The sequence below is a fragment of the uncultured Ferrimonas sp. genome (assembly GCF_947489035.1).
Classification (GTDB): Bacteria; Pseudomonadota; Gammaproteobacteria; order Enterobacterales; family Shewanellaceae; genus Ferrimonas.
This window is the reverse complement of record NZ_CANLCI010000002.1, coordinates 127,764-145,432: the sequence shown is the minus strand read 5'-3', so window position 1 is coordinate 145,432 and position 17,669 is coordinate 127,764. Positions and strand designations below refer to the sequence as shown.

Below are 17,669 nucleotides of genomic sequence, written 5' to 3'. Positions count from 1 at the left end.
GCTCTATATCAGGCAGTTAGGTCTTACATTAAGCATAGTTAACTTGTTGTTGATGTTGGGCGAAATATCCGCGCGCTTTCATCATAAATGCAGAGTGTGACATAGTGATGGCCGCATAAAATAAGGAGTTAAGTTCATGGTATTGCTGATCACAACCATCACCGTCTCGCTGTCGGCTCTGTTGGGGTTGTACTTAGCCTATTTGACGGTGGTTGCACGCAAGCGCAGCAAAATTGGCGTGGGCAGTGGCGACGATCACGCATTGCAACTGCGGATCCGTAGCCACGGTAATTTAGTTGAATACGCGGTGTTTGCGTTGCCGTTGTTGGGGCTGTTAGAGCAAAACCAAGCGCCGCAGTGGTTGGTGGCTCTATTGGCGCTGCTGTGGTTATCAGGGCGAGTGCTGCACCCGTGGGGGCTGATTGCCGGAGAGGGTAAATACCACGTTGGCCGTTTTAGTGGCACGTTACTGACGTGGTTTTCAATTGCCGCCTTGGCAATCGCAAATGTGGTGATGGTGCTGTTATAGCCGCTGAGTGATGGCAGCGCTTGGGTTATTCGCACGGCTTGAGTATGCTGCCATCATCAAGGAAAGTAGGGCAGTGAACCGATGAAAACAATCTTAAGTGTCGTGATGGCAACGGCGGTGTCGATTGCGGCTGGCGTTGAAGCCAAAAGCGGCCTGGATCCATTCTTTGCTAATCAGTCGCTGCAGCAACAGGCGCCGCAAGCGTTTGTATTACAGCCCCAAGCCGAAGGCTTTTTGCGCAGCGCTTGGCCGCAAACTCAACAACAAGGGCTGGCACTGGCAGCAGCGATTATCGAGGACGATGAACTGGCTGAAGCCGTCAGCGTTTGGCCAGAGTTAACCTTTGCCAAGCAGCAACCGCTGCTGCAGCGGATCTTTGAACTGCAATGCCAACAGATGGGCATTGAAGCCCCCACCTTGCTGATTGATGACAGCAGTTACCCAGACAAAATGGTCTATTTCGATTTCGACCCAGCCACACCGGATCGCGGCACCGTCTTCCTCAATTCCGCCAAATTGGCCGAGCAACCGCCGGTGGTGAGCTTAGCGTTGTTGCTACATGAAACCCGCCATTCCTATCAGTTCCAGCTGGCGTTTGCCCAAGATAATGTGTTGGCGCAAGGCTATCGGGCGGCGTTTAAAGCGCAAAAGCAGCTGGCGCCTAAATCGTTTTCAGATTTCCTGACGCTGGGCAACGAATATGAAGCGTTTCAATTCGCCAATTTGGTGATGGGGGAGTTGTTTAATTGGAAGGTGGATATGCCAAGCATGGGCACCTATGCCAGCCAATACTGGGCCAACAAGCAGCTTAAGATCGATCTGCTGGAACAGCTGGATCAGCATCAACCAACGCCGTTGTTGGATCTGTTTAATCAGCAGATGCAGGCGCAAAAAGAGAAGTTAGGCCGCTAACCGCAATAACCGGCGCGGCCGTGCAACGTGGTTAACCGACCGCACCTCAGGGCAAGCGCGGTTAACGCAGTAACCACTGTTTGGCTTGCTGTCGTTGCACCGCAGCAAAGTGGCGCACCTTGGGTTGTTGCCAGAGCGCCCCCAACTTCGCAAGCAGATCGCCACTGCAGGAATTGGTGACAATCGCCAGCTGGGCGCTGATGGTGGCCAGCGACCACAAAAACGCCACCGTGGCCTGAACATCTTGCCAGTGCTGCCAGCGCGGCATCGCCGAAGCGCACCACAATAACCCCTGCAGATGTTGGCGCTGGCGTAAGTACGGTGCCAGCAGCAACCGCGCTTGCTGTAATTGCTGGGCGCTGATCTCGCCACCAGATTCAATGGTGATCACGCCGGCACAATGATCCAACTTAACCTGAAACATAGGCACCTCCGTTGTGACTTGTTTCAATGGTACGCCGCGCTGCTTTTTTAGGCAACGGGCGGGTTAGAACACCTCGTTCACGCTGAAGTAGGCGCCTTTGTCGCCGTTGCCAAAGGCCAGATCTAAGCGCAAGTTCACGTTCGATTTGATCGCAAAACGGTAGCCAACGCCGATGCTGTGCAGCCACTTTTCTTGGCCTAACTGACTGATCTTATCTGCCAAGGTACCCATACCTACCCAAGCTACGGCACCATGGCGGCCATACAATGGTTGCCGCCATTCGGCCTGCGCCATCAGCAGCTGATTGTCGCGATAGCGGCCGGCATCATAGCCTCGCAGCTTGCGGCTGCCCCCCAGTTGCGCCATTTGATCCCACGGCACATCCCCTTGGCTCAATTGCGACTGCACCTGCCAGGCCAAGGTGGCGGCGCCAATTGGCTGGTATTGGGAGTAGATCAAAGCCAGTTGCTGGAACGACTGTTCTGAACCCACGTCCTTGCTATAGGCTTTGATGTCAGCTTGCAGCAATTTGCCGCTGGCGGCGTTCAGGGCGAAATCGCGGCTGTCGTATACCCAGTGGCCACTGATAGCCAGATTCTGACTGTCGGTACCAAAGCCGTTGCGGTTGTCCGGCTGTTGCGGCTTCAGGCTGCTGCCTTCGCTGCGCTGGAAGTCGATCCCCACGCCGGCATAGGTGCTGGCGGCGATGCGCCATAAAAACCGTGGCGCCAGTTGGATGCTGCGTCGGTCAAATTCCACTTCATTGCGATCCGGGCGGCCTTCCGCAATGCCAATGCCGTAGTAACTGTCTGGGGCATCCTCAAGGTTGATATCCAAGTAGAACCGGCGGCTGTCGTGCTGAAAGTGGCTGCGTACCTCCAGTTCGGTGCCAATAGAGCCGTTGCTGCTGCCGTACCCTTTTAAGGTGATTGAGCTTGGGGCGTATTCGGTCATGGTGTCGTCAGCGATGAACAAACCAACGGCAGAGAGACCGATCCCAAACTGTTTTTCTGGCGAATAGACAGGGCCGGGGATCAACCCCCAGTCGATGCCGTTGCTGGGATCAAACTCCCCATCGGCACCCAGCCACTCTAAGGTATCGCGTGCCAATTGATCGGCCCAAGGCCAAGGTAAAATTTTGCTTTGATCGGCAGCGGCAGCGGGCAGGGCCAGCAAGCACAGTGGCAGAGCCAGAAAACGCAGGCAGGGTAATGTCATAGGATCTTAAACTAAGTAAATAGGGTTAAAACACAATGGCCTGCCATCATACGATAGCAGGCCAAAGAGATTGCCTAACAAAAGGGTGAGCGATTGTATATTGGCGACGCTGGGCTTACTTCTTGTTTGCCATCATCGCTTTGAGATCGGCAAATGGGTTGCTGGTGGCCACGTCTCGTTTTAAATCTTCACCCGCTTGCACGGTGCTGCCATAGGCGGCCGCTTGGGTGTATTTCTCATGCTCATTATCGTGGCAGAACAGGCAGAGCAGTTCCCAGTTCGAGCCATCGTTAGGGTTGTTGCTGTGATCGTGATCGATGTGATGCACCGTCAGTTCACGCAGATTGGAATAGGGAAACTCACGGGCGCAACGGCCGCAAACCCAAGGAAACAGTTTTAGTGCTTTATCGCGATAGCCTTGCTCTAACGAGGCGTAATTAGCGGGGATGTGTGACATGGCCCTATCTACCTAATTCAATATTACCCCCACTATAACATCGTCGACTTTTATTGGCAGTGACCCAGCCTGCAGCGTCTCTGGCAAGAGGCTTGTTTGGTGATAAATGCAGCAGCTAGCAAGGCGGTCGCCCCATGACGGGGAAATCGGGTTATGCTGCCCGCGGTAAGACAATCAGCCAGATAAAGGAGTAGGCGATGGAATGGGGTGTAGTTGCGGCGATATTGGCACTGGGAACAGCGGCATCGATGCTGTTTATTGGCGTGCTTTGGAGCGCGATGATGGCATTGGGGCAAAAGCGTTACCTGTACGGTATCGCCATCATTGTCTGTTTTCCGGTCGCGCTGGCGTACTGCTTGCAGTATCGGCAACAAAGTAAAGACGCGTTGAAGTTTCTGCTGCCAGGGTTAATAGGCACCGCGTTGTGTGCCGTGCCGATGGTTTATCTGAGCGGTTACCTGACTGCCATCGGGTAAGTTGGCTTTCTTGTAAATTATGGTAGGTTGAGCTGTTCGCCAAGGAGTGGCTCGGAGCACGATGCAGCGAATGTTGCAACAACATGGAGTTTACCTTGAAGCTTATCTTACCTTTATTTTTTGGGTTAGCCCTCTCTTCGGCTAACGTGAGCGCAACCGAAGCGCCGGTTGATTTTAGCCAAGCGTACCAAGCCTACCAAGCGGCGGTTGCCAGCAATAACAAAGAGCAAATGCTTATCAGCGCGGCACAAAGCTATCGACTGGGGTTGGCAAAATATGGCCCAACCTCAATCAACAGTGCCAACTTAGCGCTGAATTGGACCAATGCGATGCTGCGTTATGATGAGCGTGCAGAGCCACTGCTAAAAGAGTATTTTCCGGTCTTTAGCAGTGAATACGGTGAGCAAGGATTAGAGCTGATCGACGTTTACTTTGCCCAAGCACGGCATTCAACTAAACCGCGACAGTATTATCAACAGGCGCTGGATATCAGCCTAGCCAATCACGGCAAAGCCGCGTTAAAGCACGGCGAGATCCTGTTGCAACTCTTGTCGCAGTTTTGGGTCAATGATCAGCAGCAGCTTAACTTCGCCAATAAGCTGCTTAAGCAGGTGGATGAGATAGTGGCTGCCAATCAGTTGAGTAACAGCAAGATGGCGTTGCAAGCTGAGTTTTACCGTGGCAAATACGCGCGAATGGCCAAGAAAAACAGCCAGGCCATTGCATCTTTCGAGCAAGTGATTGCGATGACGGCGTCGTTGGAGACTTCCCACCCCTTAGCCCTAGTGAGCCATGCTGCGTTGGTTGAGTTATTTGAAGCAAAAGGCGATTCTGAGCGGGCGACCAGCCATTGTCAGGCGATTGGCCTGATGCAGCCTTGGAGCGACAATTTAGAGCAAACGCCATTGTATCGGGTGAATCCACGCTATCCGAAGAGTGCGGCTCGAATGGGCAAATCGGGATCGGCGGAATTGTCGTTCGACGTTGATACCAATGGCTTTGTGACTAACATTAAGGTGCTGAATTATAAAGGCCATAAAGGCTTTGTTAACAGCAGCAAAGAAGCGATTGCCAAGTGGCGTTATGCCCCCAAATTCGTTAACGGCCAGGCGGTTGTCGCCAGCAGCCGCGTCCGGTTGGATTATTCCTTAAATAAGCCTTCTCACTAACGGGCCCTTGTCAGCGGTTACGTCGCTTGAATCCCAGCATAAGGCCGCAGATAATGCGGCCTTATTTTGTTATTTGAGATCATCATGTCGCAACTTGACCAAGCACCAGACCACATTAAGCTGGCCGTCGATCTGATTTACTTACTTGAAAGTAACGAGGTTGAGCCCAGCGTGGCGTTAGCGGCCTTGGCGATAGTGCAGCAAGATCTGCAAAGCAAAGTCGACAACAACTAAAAAGAAGACGGCACACGGAGAATGCTCCCCGTGCGCCATCGGGTTCGTCAATCGATGATGGGCCAACGAACCGATGTCCGATCCCCCACCAACGTTGCGAAAAAGTTATCAAGCTGACCTGACATCCGCTTGATGTAATTGCTTAATGCTTGTTTCGACGGGGCTATCATCGCCGATTTGCTTTGCCGCAGTGTGGGGCCGGATCACGTTTGTTTTAACTGAAAATTGCCCTTGTTTGTTGTTGTGAATTTGAGCAAGCAAAGCCGCAGTTGGGCGGTAAAGCTGTTTTGTTAAAAATAAGATTTCTGTTATGTGTCAGTGATTTATTAGTCAACTGTGGGGACGAATGGCAAACAACGCCATGGCCGCCGATTGAGATCAAAGGGCGGCAGCAGCGTGTGCGCTGACGGCGTGTTTTAGGGCTTCATCGTAAACGCTTACCCAAGAACTTAGGCGCGAAATTTGCGACCGAAACGTTTGCGGTATTCGGTCGGGGTTAAGCCGGTCACACTGCGAAAGAGGCGCCGGAACGAACTGGTGTCTTCATAGCCCACCGCATTCATCACCTGCTCGACCGTTTGATTGGTTTGCTCCAGTCGTTTTCGAGCCGCTTCAATCCGCAGCGATTGAATGTAGCTGTTGGGTGCAATGTCCATTGCTTGATTAAAGCGCCGGATCAAGGTGCGTTTCGAGATATTAAATTGCGCCGCCAGCTGCTCCAGTGGCAGCGGCTGATCAAAATGCTGCTCTAAATACAGCTGCACCTGTTTGACCAGCGGATCCTTATGGGGCTTGGCCAGTTTCAGCAACGAATAGCTTTGCTGACTGTCGCGGTGGTAATCCAGCACAAAGGCTTTGGCGGTTTCCAATGCGGTATCGTAACCGTGAAACTGCTCAATCAGATGCAGCGCCAAATCAAACCACGCTTGGCCACCCCCAGCGCAAAACAGATTGCCGTCTCGGGTGAGCATCAAATCGGCGTGCAGATCCACCTGCTCGAAACGTTGCCGAAACTGCGCTTCATAGCCCCAGTGGGTGGTCGCGACTCTGCCGTTGAGCACCCCCGCTTCCGCCACCAGAAAATTGCCAGTGCAATTGGCCGCAATCAGCCACCCTTGGCGTTCGCCGTAGCGGATCAGTTGCAGCAGTTCGGGGTTGTCGGCCAACACATTAGGGATGTGGCCGCCAATGGTGGGAATGATGATGGCACTGGGGTTGTCGATTTGATCAAAGCGAATGTGGGCATTGAGTTGCAGCCCATTGATGCACTGGATCGGTTGGCCATCTTTGCTGGCTATCTGCACCTTAAATTTGGGGGTTGGGGCCTGTTGTTGCAGGCGGTTCCAGCTGACACCGGTCAAGGTGAACAGATCGGCCATGCCGGCAATGGCACTGGCTAAGGCTTTATCAAAGCCGAGGATGACGATGTTAAACATATCCGTATGTCACTTTTAGCATCAAGAGTGTCCATAATGACAATCGCTGCCGAGTTTGAAAAGCCAGATACTGGATTTAAATCATTCCTAGCCAAGGAGATGGCACCAATGAGCCAGTTTATCAGCCTCAAGGAAATCAACTTCCTGTTGTACGATGTGCTTGATGTGGAACAGATGCTGCGGTTCCCGCGTTTTGCCGATCACGATAAAACCACCTTCGATGAAACCCTCAACACCGCCTATCGCGTGGCCACCGATCATTTTGCCAACCATTACAAATTGGCGGACGAACAAGAGCCGCAATTCGATGGCGAGCAGATCCGCACCCCAGCGGCGGTGAAAACCGCCTGGCAGCATTATTGCCAAGCCGGTTTTATTGGTGCGGGAAAGGATTATGAGCTAGGCGGCATGCAGTTGCCCTACAGCATTAACGCCGCCATTGGTGCCACATTTGCCGCGGCTAACGTAGCCAGTGCCGCCTACCCATTTTTAACCGGCGCCGCCGCCAATGTGATAGACAGCTTTGGCTCCGCCGAGCAAAAACAGCGTTTTTTGGCGCCGATGCTCAGCGGCGAATTTGCTGGCACCATGGCCTTAACCGAACCCGATGTGGGCTCGTCCCTTGGAGATCTCAGCACCAAGGCCACGCCGATGGCGGATGGCAGCTACCGGATCAGCGGCAACAAAATTTACATCTCCGGTGGCGATCAAGACATCACCAGCAACATCGTGCACTTAGTGTTGGCTCGGATCGAGGGCGCGCCCAGCGGCACCAAGGGGATCTCGCTGTTTATTGTGCCCAAAGTATTGGTGAACGACGACGGCAGCCTGGGCGAGCGCAACGATGTGCAGCTGGCGGGGCTGCTGCACAAAATGGGCTACCGTGGCACCACCTCAACCGCATTAAGTTTTGGTGAACAGGGGCGCTGCGTTGGCTACCTGTTAGGCGAGGCCAATCACGGGCTGGGCTACATGTTTAAGATGATGAACGAAGCGCGGATCTTTGTGGGGATCGGCGCAGCATCGTTGGGCTATCGGGGTTATTTGGAATCCTTGGAGTACGCCCGTCATCGCCCGCAAGGGCGCAAGCCCAGTGAAAAAGATCCCCACGCTAAGCCGGTAAACATCATTGAACACAGCGACGTCAAACGGATGTTGCTGGCACAGAAGGCGTACAGTGAAGGGTCGTTGGCGCTGTGCTTGTTTGCCGCCACCTTGGTGGATAGAGCGGAAGCCGATAACGATGGCGACGCCAAAGAGTTGCTGGAGCTGCTGACTCCGGTGGTGAAATCCTTTCCAAGCTATTACGGCCCCCGCAGTAACGATTTGGCCATTCAAATATTGGGCGGTGCCGGTTACACCCGTGAATACAACGTTGAACAGCTGTACCGCGATAATCGCCTGAATCCAATCCACGAAGGCACCCACGGCATTCAGTCGCTGGATCTGCTGGGGCGCAAGTTGTGGCAAAACCGAGGCCGAGGCTTAACGCTGTTGCTGGCGCAATTTCAACAAACCGTTGCGGCGGCTGAAACCCAACCGCAGTTGCGACCGTTACTGACGCCATTTTCGCAGCATCTGCAAACCGTTACGCGCACCATCGAAACCCTTGGCCAAGCGTTGCATGGCGGCAAGGTGGAATTGGCCTTGGCGAACTCGGCTCTGTTTCTCGACATGATGGGCAAAACCATCATCAGTTGGATCTGGCTCAAAAGCAGCGAGCGCGCCATTGCGGGCTATGGCCACAGTCAGGACGAAGAGGATCAGGCGTTTGTGGCGGGCAAGCTGCAAGCCGCCAAGTACTTTATTCAGTGGGAATTGCCGCAGATTGAGCACCAAGCGCAGCTACTGATCGAGTTTGACGACAGCTGCGCGGCGATGCAGCCAGAGTGGTTTTAAGGGGAATATCATGAGTTCATTTACCGTTGAAAAGCGCGATCACATCTTAACCTTTACCTTTAATCGGCCTGAAAAATACAACGCGTTAGATATTGAGAGTTACCACGCGCTGGCGCAGGCGATGTACCAATTAGAGCACGACGAGAATTTGCGGGTTGGGGTGATCTTGGCCGCGGGCAAGCACTTTACCGCAGGGATTGAGCTGGATCAGTGGGCGCCGGTGTTCGCCGCTGGCGGCGTTGTGGCGCCGGCTGAAGGCGAACTGGATCCCTTTGGGGTGGTTGGGCCTCGATTGTCGAAGCCGCTGATCATTGCAACCCATGGCTTGTGTTACACCAGTGGGGTTGAGCTTTCGCTGAACTGCGATTACCACTTTTCTACTGCGGAAACTCGCTTTGCCCAATTGGAAGTGAAACGTGGGATCTACCCCTGTGGCGGCGGCACCGTGCGCCTGCCAAAAGCGATCGGATGGGGCAACGCCCAGCGTTATCTGTTAACCGGTGATGAATGGAGCGGGAAGCAAGCCCACCAGTGGGGCATGGTGCAGGAGCTGTGTGAACGCGAAGCACTGCCCGCTAAAGCCCGAGCCTTGGCGCTGAAGATGGCACAGGCTGCGCCTCTTGGGGTGCAGGCTTCGCTGCGAAGTTCGAAATTGGCCCGCTTTGAAAGCGAACAAGCGGCGCTGGATGACGTGTACGGCGAGATGCCCGCGGTGATGAAATCGGCGGACGCGGCGGAAGGGGTGAACTCATTTTTAGAGCGGCGCCAAGCGCACTTTAGCGGCAAGTAAACGCGCTGCGGTTTCACCCAAATAAAAAAGCCCAAAGCAGTATGCTTGGGCTTTTTAAGTGCGGCTGCCGTTGGCGTTACAGCTTAATGATAACGCGACCGGTGACTTGGCCGTTGGTGATCGCTTCGGCGTACTCTGGCACCTGCTCAAGGCTGATGGTGGTGGTGGCTTGTTCGAAGAACGACGCTGGCAACAGCTGCAGCAGTTGTTCCCAAGCGCGTTCACGCACGGGCACAGGGCACATGACCGAATCCACCCCTTGCAGGCGCACGTTACGCAGGATAAACGGCATCACAGTGGTTGGCAGGGCAAAACCACCGGCTAAGCCACAGGCAGCCACTACGCCGTTGTAGTTCATCTGAGCAAGGGCGTTGGCTAAGATCTGGTCACCCACGGTGTCGATCATGCCAGCCCAGCGGCCTTTCTCTAGTGGACGGCCTTCGCCTTCCAACTCGCTGCGCTCCATAACGCTGGTCGCGCCCAAAGATTGCAACCAAGCGCCGTTGCTGTCGCTGCGGCCGGTTAAGGCAACCACGTTGTAGCCCAGTTGCGCCAGCAACGTAACGGCAACCGAACCAACGCCGCCAGAGGCACCGCTGATCAGTACTTCGCCGTCTTCGGGTTTGACGCCACCATCGATCAGCGCTTGCACACACAGCATGGCGGTTAAGCCAGCGGTGCCGATGGCCATGGCTTTATCGGCGGTGCAGTTGTGCGGCATGCTGACCAGCCAATCGGCTTTCACACGGGCTTGTTCTGCCATGCCACCCCAATGGCGTTCGCCCACGCCCCAACCGGTTAGGATCACCGCTTGGCCCACTTGAAAACGGGGATCGGCCGATTCCAGCACGGTACCGGCAAAATCGATGCCCGGCACCATTGGGAAGTTGCGGATGATTTTGCCTTTACCGGTTACGGCTAAGCCGTCTTTGTAGTTCAAAGAGGAGCGATCGACCGCCACTAACACTTCACCTGCGGGCAATTGCGACGCATCAATTTGGCTTACGGCAGCAACAGTGGCTTTGCCGTCTTGGTTTAGAACCAGAGCGTTAAACATTTTCGGAGTCCTTTGAGGATTGGCTATTGCGCTAGTTTAGCGTAGCCAGAGCCGATCCAGAATCAGACCAAGGGGGCAGGTTGTGCCAGTGGGATTGGGGTCACAGCTTTATAGATCAACAGCATAAGGGCTGTTATCGGCGCAACAGTTTGGAACGGGTTCCAGTGGCGTTTTTTGCGGCTAGGGCGCGGTGTGATGGCTCAGTTGCAGCAGCAATGGCGCTTGGGTTTTCTTTGGCAGCGACGCCACCACCAGCAGGTAAGAGTTATCGATCATGCGCTGAATCTCTCCGCTGGGGATCGACCCATCGAGGATCACCGTATTCCAGTGGGCTTTATTCATGTGATAGCCGGGGATCACCGCGCTAAAGATATCCCGCAGGGCTTGCGCTTCGTTGGGATCGCATTTTAGGTTCATCCACCAGTGTTCGCCGCCTTTACCCAGTGCCAAGGTGGCAAACATCTTATTGGCGACCTTGAATACCGCCACCTCGGGGCCAAAAGGGGTGCTTAAGGCGCTTTGTGGCTTGGCGAGCAGATAGGCTTGGCTTTGTTGATGATCCATAACGTCCTCGTGGTTGACGACAGCAGCCAAACGTGGCGACCGGCAGCCATTACCATGGATGCCGATCGCCATGTGAGTGTGCCAGTGCGTTAGTTCAGCTCGGTAAACAGTTCGATGCTGAAGGTTTTCTCACAGAAGTGGCACTTCAACTTGGGCACGGCCGCGGCGTTGTTCACGTAGAAGCGGGTGTTGCTTGGCTGATGTTCAGTGATGCAGTTGCTGTTGGGGCAACGCAGTACCCGTTCAATCGATTCTGGCAACTCGACGTGATATTTGTTGATCACCTCGAAGTTGTGAATGCGATTGATGGTGGCACTTTGGGCAAACAGCGCCAATTGGTCGGCTTGCTCTTTGCTGAAGGTGGTGTTTTCCACCTTGATTAAGTCTTTGCTGCTGTCGCTGCCACTGCGTAGGTTCAAGCCAACGGTAATGCGCTCGCCATTATCCGTCAGTTGAAAGAACTTTAAGATCCGCACCCCCATGCCCGCAGGAATGTGATCAATCACGGTGCCGTGCTCAATGGCTTCCACTTTTAATTTCGTCATCGGTTACAGCTCCTCACTTAAAACCAGTGCCAGCAGGGCTTGGCGTGCATAAACGCCGTTCTCCGCTTGTTGGAAATAGTAGGCGTATGGGGTGTGATCCACCTCGGTGGTGATCTCGTCCACCCGTGGTAAGGGGTGCAAGATCCGCAGGTTGTCTTTCACCTGAGTCAGCATCTGGGCACCGAGCACAAACTTGGATTTCATGTGTTGATATTCGGTGGGGTCAAAGCGCTCTTTTTGAACGCGGGTCATGTACAACACATCAAGGTGGGGCAACACCGCTTCCAGATCGTCGCTGAACTGATACTTCACCCCAGCTGCGTCAAGCTCTTCACACAGGTAGGCGGGCAGCTGCAGTGGTGTTGGGGCAACAAAATAGAACTCGCAGCCAAACAACGACAGCGCTTGGGTGAGCGAGTGCACGGTGCGACCGTATTTTAAGTCGCCCACCATGGCTACTTTCAGGCCTTCTAAGGTGCCTTGGGTTTCATAGATGGAAAACAGATCCAATAACGTTTGGGTTGGGTGTTGGTTGGCACCGTCACCGCCGTTAATCACGGGTACCTTGGCGTGCATGCTGGCTAATCGAGCGGCGCCTTCTTGCGGGTGGCGCATCACAAAGGCATCGCTGTAAGAGCCAATCACTTCAACCGAGTCCGCTAAGGTTTCGCCTTTTTGCGCCAACGAGGTGTTGCCACCGGAATCAAAGCCGATAACGGAGCCACCTAACCGGAATACGGCGGTTTCAAAGGAGAGACGGGTGCGGGTTGAGGCTTCAAAAAAGCAGCTGGCGATGACTTTTCCAGACAGTAGGGTTGGCCGCGGCGTTGTTTTTATTGATTGGGCCGTTGCAACAATCAGCTCAAGTTCCGATCGCGACAGATCGGTGATAGAGATGATGTCTTTTTGATACAGAGGGTTTGTCATGCTGAATCCTTCGATTTCGGCATCTACCGAATGTGCCTGCAGGCCAGACACAGCCGGAAAGGAAAGATACCACAAAATGAACAGTTTAAGAGGCTGTTTCGACAGCGGATTAAAGTGACCATTGTGGTCTAGGTCATAGAGTTTCACGGTGGAGAAGGCTATGGTAAAAGGCACAAGTGGCAACGGGTTTCCTGCGTCAGGATCAATGGCTAACCAAGAGAGGCTGTGGTGAAGAAACTCAAGAATGAGAAAGAGCTGCTGAAAAAAGCGATGGAGATTGGCCAAGCTTACGCGGTGAAAAGTGGGTACAGCTCGTTTAGCGGTACCGATTCTGCTGATGACAAAGTTGAAGCGGTGTATCGCTTATTGGTGCATGACAAGCTGTTAACGCCGCTGCCTGAGGATCAGGAAAGCAGCCAGAATTTTCGCCGTCGCTTAGTGAAGTGGATTGCCGGTAAGTTGCCAGCGGATCATCCGCTGCTGCAGTGATCATGCAGTCAGTGATGACGAGCCCCCCTTGTTAATGGTCGCCAATGGCGGCCATTTTTATTGTTTGGCGCTGTTAACGTGTTGTTCTTGCTTATCGGTTCGCCCCCAAGCGCGGATCCCTATTTCGCGGTTGTCCCGCCTTGGTCATCGCGCCTGCCTCGTACGTTCTTGTTTTCATTATATTAAGCCCCGCAGAACCGGTTAACGCTAAGTGGGATACGCCACTTCGATGGCGAGGAACCGCCTTGGCGGTGGTCGCTGCCGTGGATCCGAATCGGCAAGTCGAGGTCGCCACGCTGTATCCGCTTCCGCATTCATTTGGGTAAAAAATCAATCTGGTCGTCACTTTAAGCGTAAAAGCCCGATTAATTGCGTAAGTGAGCAGGTTTGATTATTTATCGCCCACATCAACCGTAAGATAAAAATACTAATTTGATTAATTAATGTACCGATCGGTTGTTTTTTCTTCCTTTCTGTTTTTGGGTTTTATTGTTTTTGCAGCAAAACTAAGTAGTCAATTTGTTAATTGTTTATTTTTTTATCATTGCTCGCGCTCAAATTTAACATTTAATTAACTTAAGGGTGCTGGTGCGCTGCAGCGCCTGATAGCAGGGGGTTGCAGATAATTCTGTGATTTTAGTCACTTATGAGGAAATTGCATATTAACAATCTCGCAACAAGTGATGATTAAATGCAACAAGTGAGCGGTTGACACAACAGTGTGTTGTGGAGAGTATCTGGTTGTGAATGTGACGTTACATTCGCTGAATATAAAAAATAATTCGCTGCGTTGTAGTTGCAAAATATAACGATGGCGAAACAAGGGAGAGTTACCATGGCTATGGAATCATCAGTATCTAAGGCAGTACGCCGCGGATTAGTTTTTTCCTCTTTAACTGCGATCGCATTGGGAACCGCAAGCTTCTCTGCTGCCGCTGAAGAGGGTGCAGAAGACGTAGAACGCATCGAAGTAACCGGTTCACGCATTAAGCGAACCGATATGGAAGGCGCTTCTCCAGTTAGTTTGATTACCGCTGAAGATTTCGCTAAAAGCGGTGCCATGTCGGCAGCCGACGTATTGCGTTCAAGCAACCTGAACACGTTCGGTTCTTTCTCTGAATCGTCTGGTTCTACCTTCCAAAGTCAAGCAAGCATCAACCTACGTGGTGCTGGTGCTGACCGTACGTTGGTTCTGTTGAACGGCAAGCGTATGCCAGGTTCCCCTACCATGGGCGGCACCGCGGTAAACTTGAACACCATCCCAACTGCAGCCATTGAGCGTATTGAAGTTCTGACTGACGGCGCGTCAGCAGTATACGGTTCTGATGCAGTAGCTGGTGTAGTAAACATCATCCTGAAGCGCGGTTACGAAGGCCTTGAAATCTCTACGACTGCGTCATCACCAGAGCAAGACGGTGGTGAAGAATGGAAAACTCACGTTGTTGGCGGCGTAGCCAGCGACAAAGGTTCTGTGACGTTCTCTGTAGAGCACATGGATCGTGAGATCATTTTCCAACGTGACCGTTGGTTCTCCCAGGCAACTGGCCACGATGAAGCGTTGTACAACAACACCACTGGCATCTCTCTGTATGCCCGTAACTTCTTGGACATGACCACGTTCGCGTTAAGCCCACTGGAAGCGTGTAACAACGACAAGATGGTCGGCGGCGGCCACATCTTTGATGCTGGTGATGGCGACTACGCTTGTGGTTACGATTACACCGCAGAAGCGGCTGATCACGCTTCTCGTGCATACACTGCCGGTTACCTGAACGGTGAGTACTTCATCAACGATGAAATCACCTTTAACGCCCAAGCGTTGTTCAGCCGTAACGAGACCTTTGGTCGTTACGCACCAGCCGCGGGTTGGTTTAACGTGGCTGCTGGCCAAGTTGAAGTACAGAACTACGACGCAAACGGCGTAAACACCGGCAACAGCATGAACGAAAATGCTGGTCGCGTTTACTACCGCTTTACCGATGTCGGTACTCGTGATTCCACCACCATCGATTACTCCACCGACATTCAGCTGGCGCTGGAAGGTGAGCACGATGATTTCGGTTGGGATTTGACCTACCACTTCAACCGCGCTGAAAACAGCAACTACGGCAGTGGCTACGTACACCGCCCAACCGTAGAAGCACTGGTTGAATCTGGTGAGTTTAAGTTTGGCACCGAAGGCAACAGCGACGACGTAGTTGCGGCCATCAGCCACGATGTACTGGCTCAAGATTTCATGGACTTCCAAAGCATTAACTTTGGTGTGAACATGGAAGCGATTGAACTTCCTGCAGGTATGGTTGGCTGGTACTTCGGTACCGAGTGGGCTGAATACAAGTACACCTCTGACGTTGATAAAGAATCTGCTAACGGCGAAGTGATTGGTTCGTCTGGTAACGGTTCAGGTGGCGATCGTGATGTGTGGGCAATCTTTGCTGAATCGGTAGTTCCAGTAACTGACGATTTAGAGCTGAACTTTGCTTTGCGTTACGATGATTACTCTGACTTTGGTGACAACGTAGCCCCTAAAGTTGGCCTGCGTTACCAAGCTCTGGATGGCGTAGTTGTACGTGCATCTTGGGGTCAAGGTTTCCGTGCTCCAGCCCTGTCTGACCTGTACGCCGCTGATTCATTCAGCTCTGATTACGCGACCGATTACCGCTACTGTGAAGTAACCGGCACCGCGAAAGAAGACTGTCAGGAAAAGCAGTACGACGTAACTCGTACTTCTAACGAAGGTCTGGATGCAGAAACGTCTGACTTCTACAACGTCGGCGTTATCTGGGACATTACTGACGAGTTCAGTGCCAAGGTTGAGTACTACAACCTGAGCATCGACAACGTAATTCAGTTTATCTCTCTGGACTCGTTGTTGACCGAAGAAGCGGCAAACGGTTACGGCAACCTGTCTAACGGTGCTGAAATCATCCGTGCTGGTGATAACCCAGATGGCAAGATCTTAGAAGCAACCACACCTCAGGTGAACGGCAGCGGCTTAGACACTACCGGCTTGGACATCAACCTGAACTACTCTGGCTTCGCGACTGAAATTGGTGAGTTCGGTACCAACTTAGACGTAACTTGGGTACTGAGCTACGAAGAAGAAGAGTACTTCGGTGGCCCAGTAAACGATAAGATTGGCCGTAACGGTCTGCCTGAGTACCGTGCTTCTTGGACCATTGACTGGGAGATGGGCAACCACTCTGCTGCACTGTTAACTCAGTACATCGATGGCCAAACCGAGAAGACCGATCCTGATACTTACGCACAGTCTGGCAAGATTGACTCTCACACCACTTTCGATCTGTCGTACAACTACAGCACCGATTGGAATGGTAAGTTGAGCCTGGCGGTTCGTAACTTGACCGACGAAGATCCAGAACTGGACAGCAACTTAAGCTACGACTCTAACTTGTACAACTTGTACGGTCGTACTTTCTTGGCTACCTACACTCAGCGCTTCTAAGCAAGCAGGCTGAAAGGTAATAAAAAGGGGCTTCGGCCCCTTTTTTTGTTTGGAGGTTTTGATGAAACAGTGGGATAACTATTGGCAGAATCAAGCGGTTGCAGCGGTCAACGAACCGCAACTCCAGCGTGCACTAGCGCGCTTTTGGCGGCAACGAACCCAGCACTTTGATAAGGTCATTTACGCTGTGGATGTGGCGTCTGGCCATGGCGACGTCATTCGGCATATTGATCGGCCGCAATGGCATTGGGCGGCGACCGACTTGGCCTCAATCCCCGCCCAGCAACACGCCATTACGTTGGCTGGGATTGATGCAGCACAGCAGCCATTTTCAAGTGGCCAGTTTGATTTAGTGGTGTCGCAGTTTGGGCTAGAGTACGCCGATGTGGCTGCGGCCTTGCAAGAGGCGCTGCGGATCGGCCGTCCTAATGCCACGATACTGGCGCTATTGCACCACACGGACTCCATCATTAGCCAACAAGCCCGGATTGACGTGATGGATGTACAGCACTTTGCAAACAGCAAGGTGGCGAGCCTCATCGAAGCGCTTATCGAAGAGATGGGGGTTGTGGTGACCGAGGCTGACTTTGCTGCGCTCGAACAGCGGCATTCGCTGCAAGCGCTGGGGCAGCAACTGGATGTGGCGTTATCGGCACTGCGTAAGCAGATCAGCGCGGGTTTGTTTCGGTTGGTGCTGGCGGGGATCGAGCGCGTGTTGAATGAACAGATGGCGCAGCCGGTGTCTGTTCGACTCGAACTGTGGCGTGCCGGTGTGCAAGATCTGCAGCTGTTTCGTGAGCGCAATCAACACCAGCTCAGTGCGGCGTTAACCGCGGCTGATCTTCAGCGGATCTGCCACGGGTTAAGCGCGGATAACCTGCACATTGAACACGGGCTGTTACAAAGCGAAGAGGGTTTAGTCGCGCATTGGTTGCAACTGACTAAAATCGAGCCTAAGCATTTGTGATTTTTGCTAATTTGTGAGGTGCATGCTGTGGTGTTGCTGTTGGATAAGCCACACTCATGCTAGATTGATCGGCTTTTTTGCAACAGGGCAAACCGACATAAATGAGGAAA

General features: G+C 53.0%; 18 protein-coding genes. 10 read left to right on the top strand and 8 right to left on the bottom strand.

Annotated elements, in window-relative coordinates; all coding sequences use genetic code 11:
• The first annotated feature begins 136 nt into the window (after positions 1 to 136).
• Together Q0796_RS01940 and Q0796_RS01935 are read left to right on the top strand one after the other, a co-directional pair.
• Entirely contained in the window at positions 137 to 529 is a 393-nt protein-coding gene (locus Q0796_RS01940; protein WP_298439736.1) for an MAPEG family protein, read from the top strand.
• Positions 530 to 610: 81 nt separating this feature from the next.
• Complete coding sequence (locus tag Q0796_RS01935) at positions 611 to 1,441, top strand: hypothetical protein (protein WP_298439734.1); 831 nt, start codon at positions 611 to 613, stop codon at positions 1,439 to 1,441.
• A 61-nt stretch (positions 1,442 to 1,502) separates the two neighbouring features.
• On the opposite strand, the gene Q0796_RS01930 is transcribed toward Q0796_RS01935, so the two are convergent.
• The 3 genes from Q0796_RS01930 to Q0796_RS01920 form a co-directional block, all read right to left on the bottom strand.
• Complete coding sequence (locus tag Q0796_RS01930) at positions 1,503 to 1,865, bottom strand: hypothetical protein (RefSeq protein WP_298439732.1); 363 nt, start codon at positions 1,863 to 1,865, stop codon at positions 1,503 to 1,505.
• A gap of 63 nt (positions 1,866 to 1,928) precedes the next feature.
• On the bottom strand, positions 1,929 to 3,083 hold the full coding sequence (locus tag Q0796_RS01925) for a BamA/TamA family outer membrane protein (protein ID WP_298439730.1): 1,155 nt from the start codon (positions 3,081 to 3,083) through the stop codon (positions 1,929 to 1,931).
• A gap of 115 nt (positions 3,084 to 3,198) precedes the next feature.
• Positions 3,199 to 3,540 (bottom strand): YajD family HNH nuclease, encoded by a 342-nt coding sequence (locus Q0796_RS01920; RefSeq protein WP_298439728.1) that lies wholly within the window; start codon positions 3,538 to 3,540, stop codon positions 3,199 to 3,201.
• 197 nt (positions 3,541 to 3,737) lie between these two features.
• On the opposite strand from Q0796_RS01920, the gene Q0796_RS01915 reads away from it, so the two are divergent.
• From Q0796_RS01915 to rsmS, 3 genes are all read left to right on the top strand, one after another.
• Positions 3,738 to 4,016, top strand: coding sequence for a hypothetical protein (locus tag Q0796_RS01915; protein ID WP_298439726.1), 279 nt, complete (start codon positions 3,738 to 3,740; stop codon positions 4,014 to 4,016).
• A gap of 95 nt (positions 4,017 to 4,111) precedes the next feature.
• A complete protein-coding gene (locus Q0796_RS01910) occupies positions 4,112 to 5,185 on the top strand; it encodes an energy transducer TonB (RefSeq protein WP_298439704.1) in 1,074 nt (357 codons plus the stop codon).
• Positions 5,186 to 5,269: 84 nt separating this feature from the next.
• Complete coding sequence (gene rsmS / locus Q0796_RS01905; protein WP_298439702.1) at positions 5,270 to 5,419, top strand: pleiotropic regulatory protein RsmS; 150 nt, start codon at positions 5,270 to 5,272, stop codon at positions 5,417 to 5,419.
• 449 nt (positions 5,420 to 5,868) lie between these two features.
• On the opposite strand, the gene Q0796_RS01900 is transcribed toward rsmS, so the two are convergent.
• Positions 5,869 to 6,855, bottom strand: a complete 987-nt coding sequence (locus tag Q0796_RS01900) for a helix-turn-helix domain-containing protein (protein ID WP_298439700.1) — start codon at positions 6,853 to 6,855, stop codon at positions 5,869 to 5,871.
• A gap of 108 nt (positions 6,856 to 6,963) precedes the next feature.
• On the opposite strand from Q0796_RS01900, the gene Q0796_RS01895 reads away from it, so the two are divergent.
• Complete coding sequence (locus Q0796_RS01895) at positions 6,964 to 8,754, top strand: acyl-CoA dehydrogenase (protein WP_298439698.1); 1,791 nt, start codon at positions 6,964 to 6,966, stop codon at positions 8,752 to 8,754.
• Positions 8,755 to 8,764: 10 nt separating this feature from the next.
• Entirely contained in the window at positions 8,765 to 9,544 is a 780-nt protein-coding gene (locus Q0796_RS01890; protein ID WP_298439696.1) for a crotonase/enoyl-CoA hydratase family protein, read from the top strand.
• A 76-nt stretch (positions 9,545 to 9,620) separates the two neighbouring features.
• Here Q0796_RS01890 and Q0796_RS01885 read toward each other — a convergent pair whose 3' ends face one another.
• The 4 genes from Q0796_RS01885 to pyrB all read right to left on the bottom strand — a co-directional run bounded on the left by Q0796_RS01885 (position 9,621) and on the right by pyrB (position 12,637).
• On the bottom strand, positions 9,621 to 10,601 hold the full coding sequence (locus tag Q0796_RS01885; RefSeq protein WP_298439694.1) for an MDR family oxidoreductase: 981 nt from the start codon (positions 10,599 to 10,601) through the stop codon (positions 9,621 to 9,623).
• Positions 10,602 to 10,781: 180 nt separating this feature from the next.
• Positions 10,782 to 11,165: an MmcQ/YjbR family DNA-binding protein gene (locus Q0796_RS01880; protein WP_298439691.1), complete on the bottom strand. Its 384-nt coding sequence runs from the start codon at positions 11,163 to 11,165 to the stop codon at positions 10,782 to 10,784.
• Positions 11,166 to 11,254: 89 nt separating this feature from the next.
• Entirely contained in the window at positions 11,255 to 11,710 is a 456-nt protein-coding gene (gene pyrI / locus Q0796_RS01875; protein WP_298439689.1) for an aspartate carbamoyltransferase regulatory subunit, read from the bottom strand.
• Positions 11,711 to 11,713: 3 nt separating this feature from the next.
• Positions 11,714 to 12,637 (bottom strand): aspartate carbamoyltransferase, encoded by a 924-nt coding sequence (gene pyrB, locus Q0796_RS01870; protein ID WP_298439688.1) that lies wholly within the window; start codon positions 12,635 to 12,637, stop codon positions 11,714 to 11,716.
• Positions 12,638 to 12,865: 228 nt separating this feature from the next.
• Here pyrB and Q0796_RS01865 point away from each other — a divergent pair, with 228 nt between their 5' ends.
• From Q0796_RS01865 to Q0796_RS01855, 3 genes are all read left to right on the top strand, one after another.
• Positions 12,866 to 13,126: a DUF5062 family protein gene (locus Q0796_RS01865; RefSeq protein WP_298439686.1), complete on the top strand. Its 261-nt coding sequence runs from the start codon at positions 12,866 to 12,868 to the stop codon at positions 13,124 to 13,126.
• 907 nt (positions 13,127 to 14,033) lie between these two features.
• The gene (locus Q0796_RS01860; protein ID WP_298439684.1) at positions 14,034 to 16,592 is read left to right on the top strand and encodes a TonB-dependent receptor; all 2,559 of its coding nucleotides are present in this window, start codon (positions 14,034 to 14,036) and stop codon (positions 16,590 to 16,592) included.
• Between the two features lie 61 nt (positions 16,593 to 16,653).
• Positions 16,654 to 17,559, top strand: a complete 906-nt coding sequence (locus tag Q0796_RS01855) for a class I SAM-dependent methyltransferase (RefSeq protein ID WP_298439682.1) — start codon at positions 16,654 to 16,656, stop codon at positions 17,557 to 17,559.
• The last annotated feature ends 110 nt before the right edge of the window (positions 17,560 to 17,669 follow it).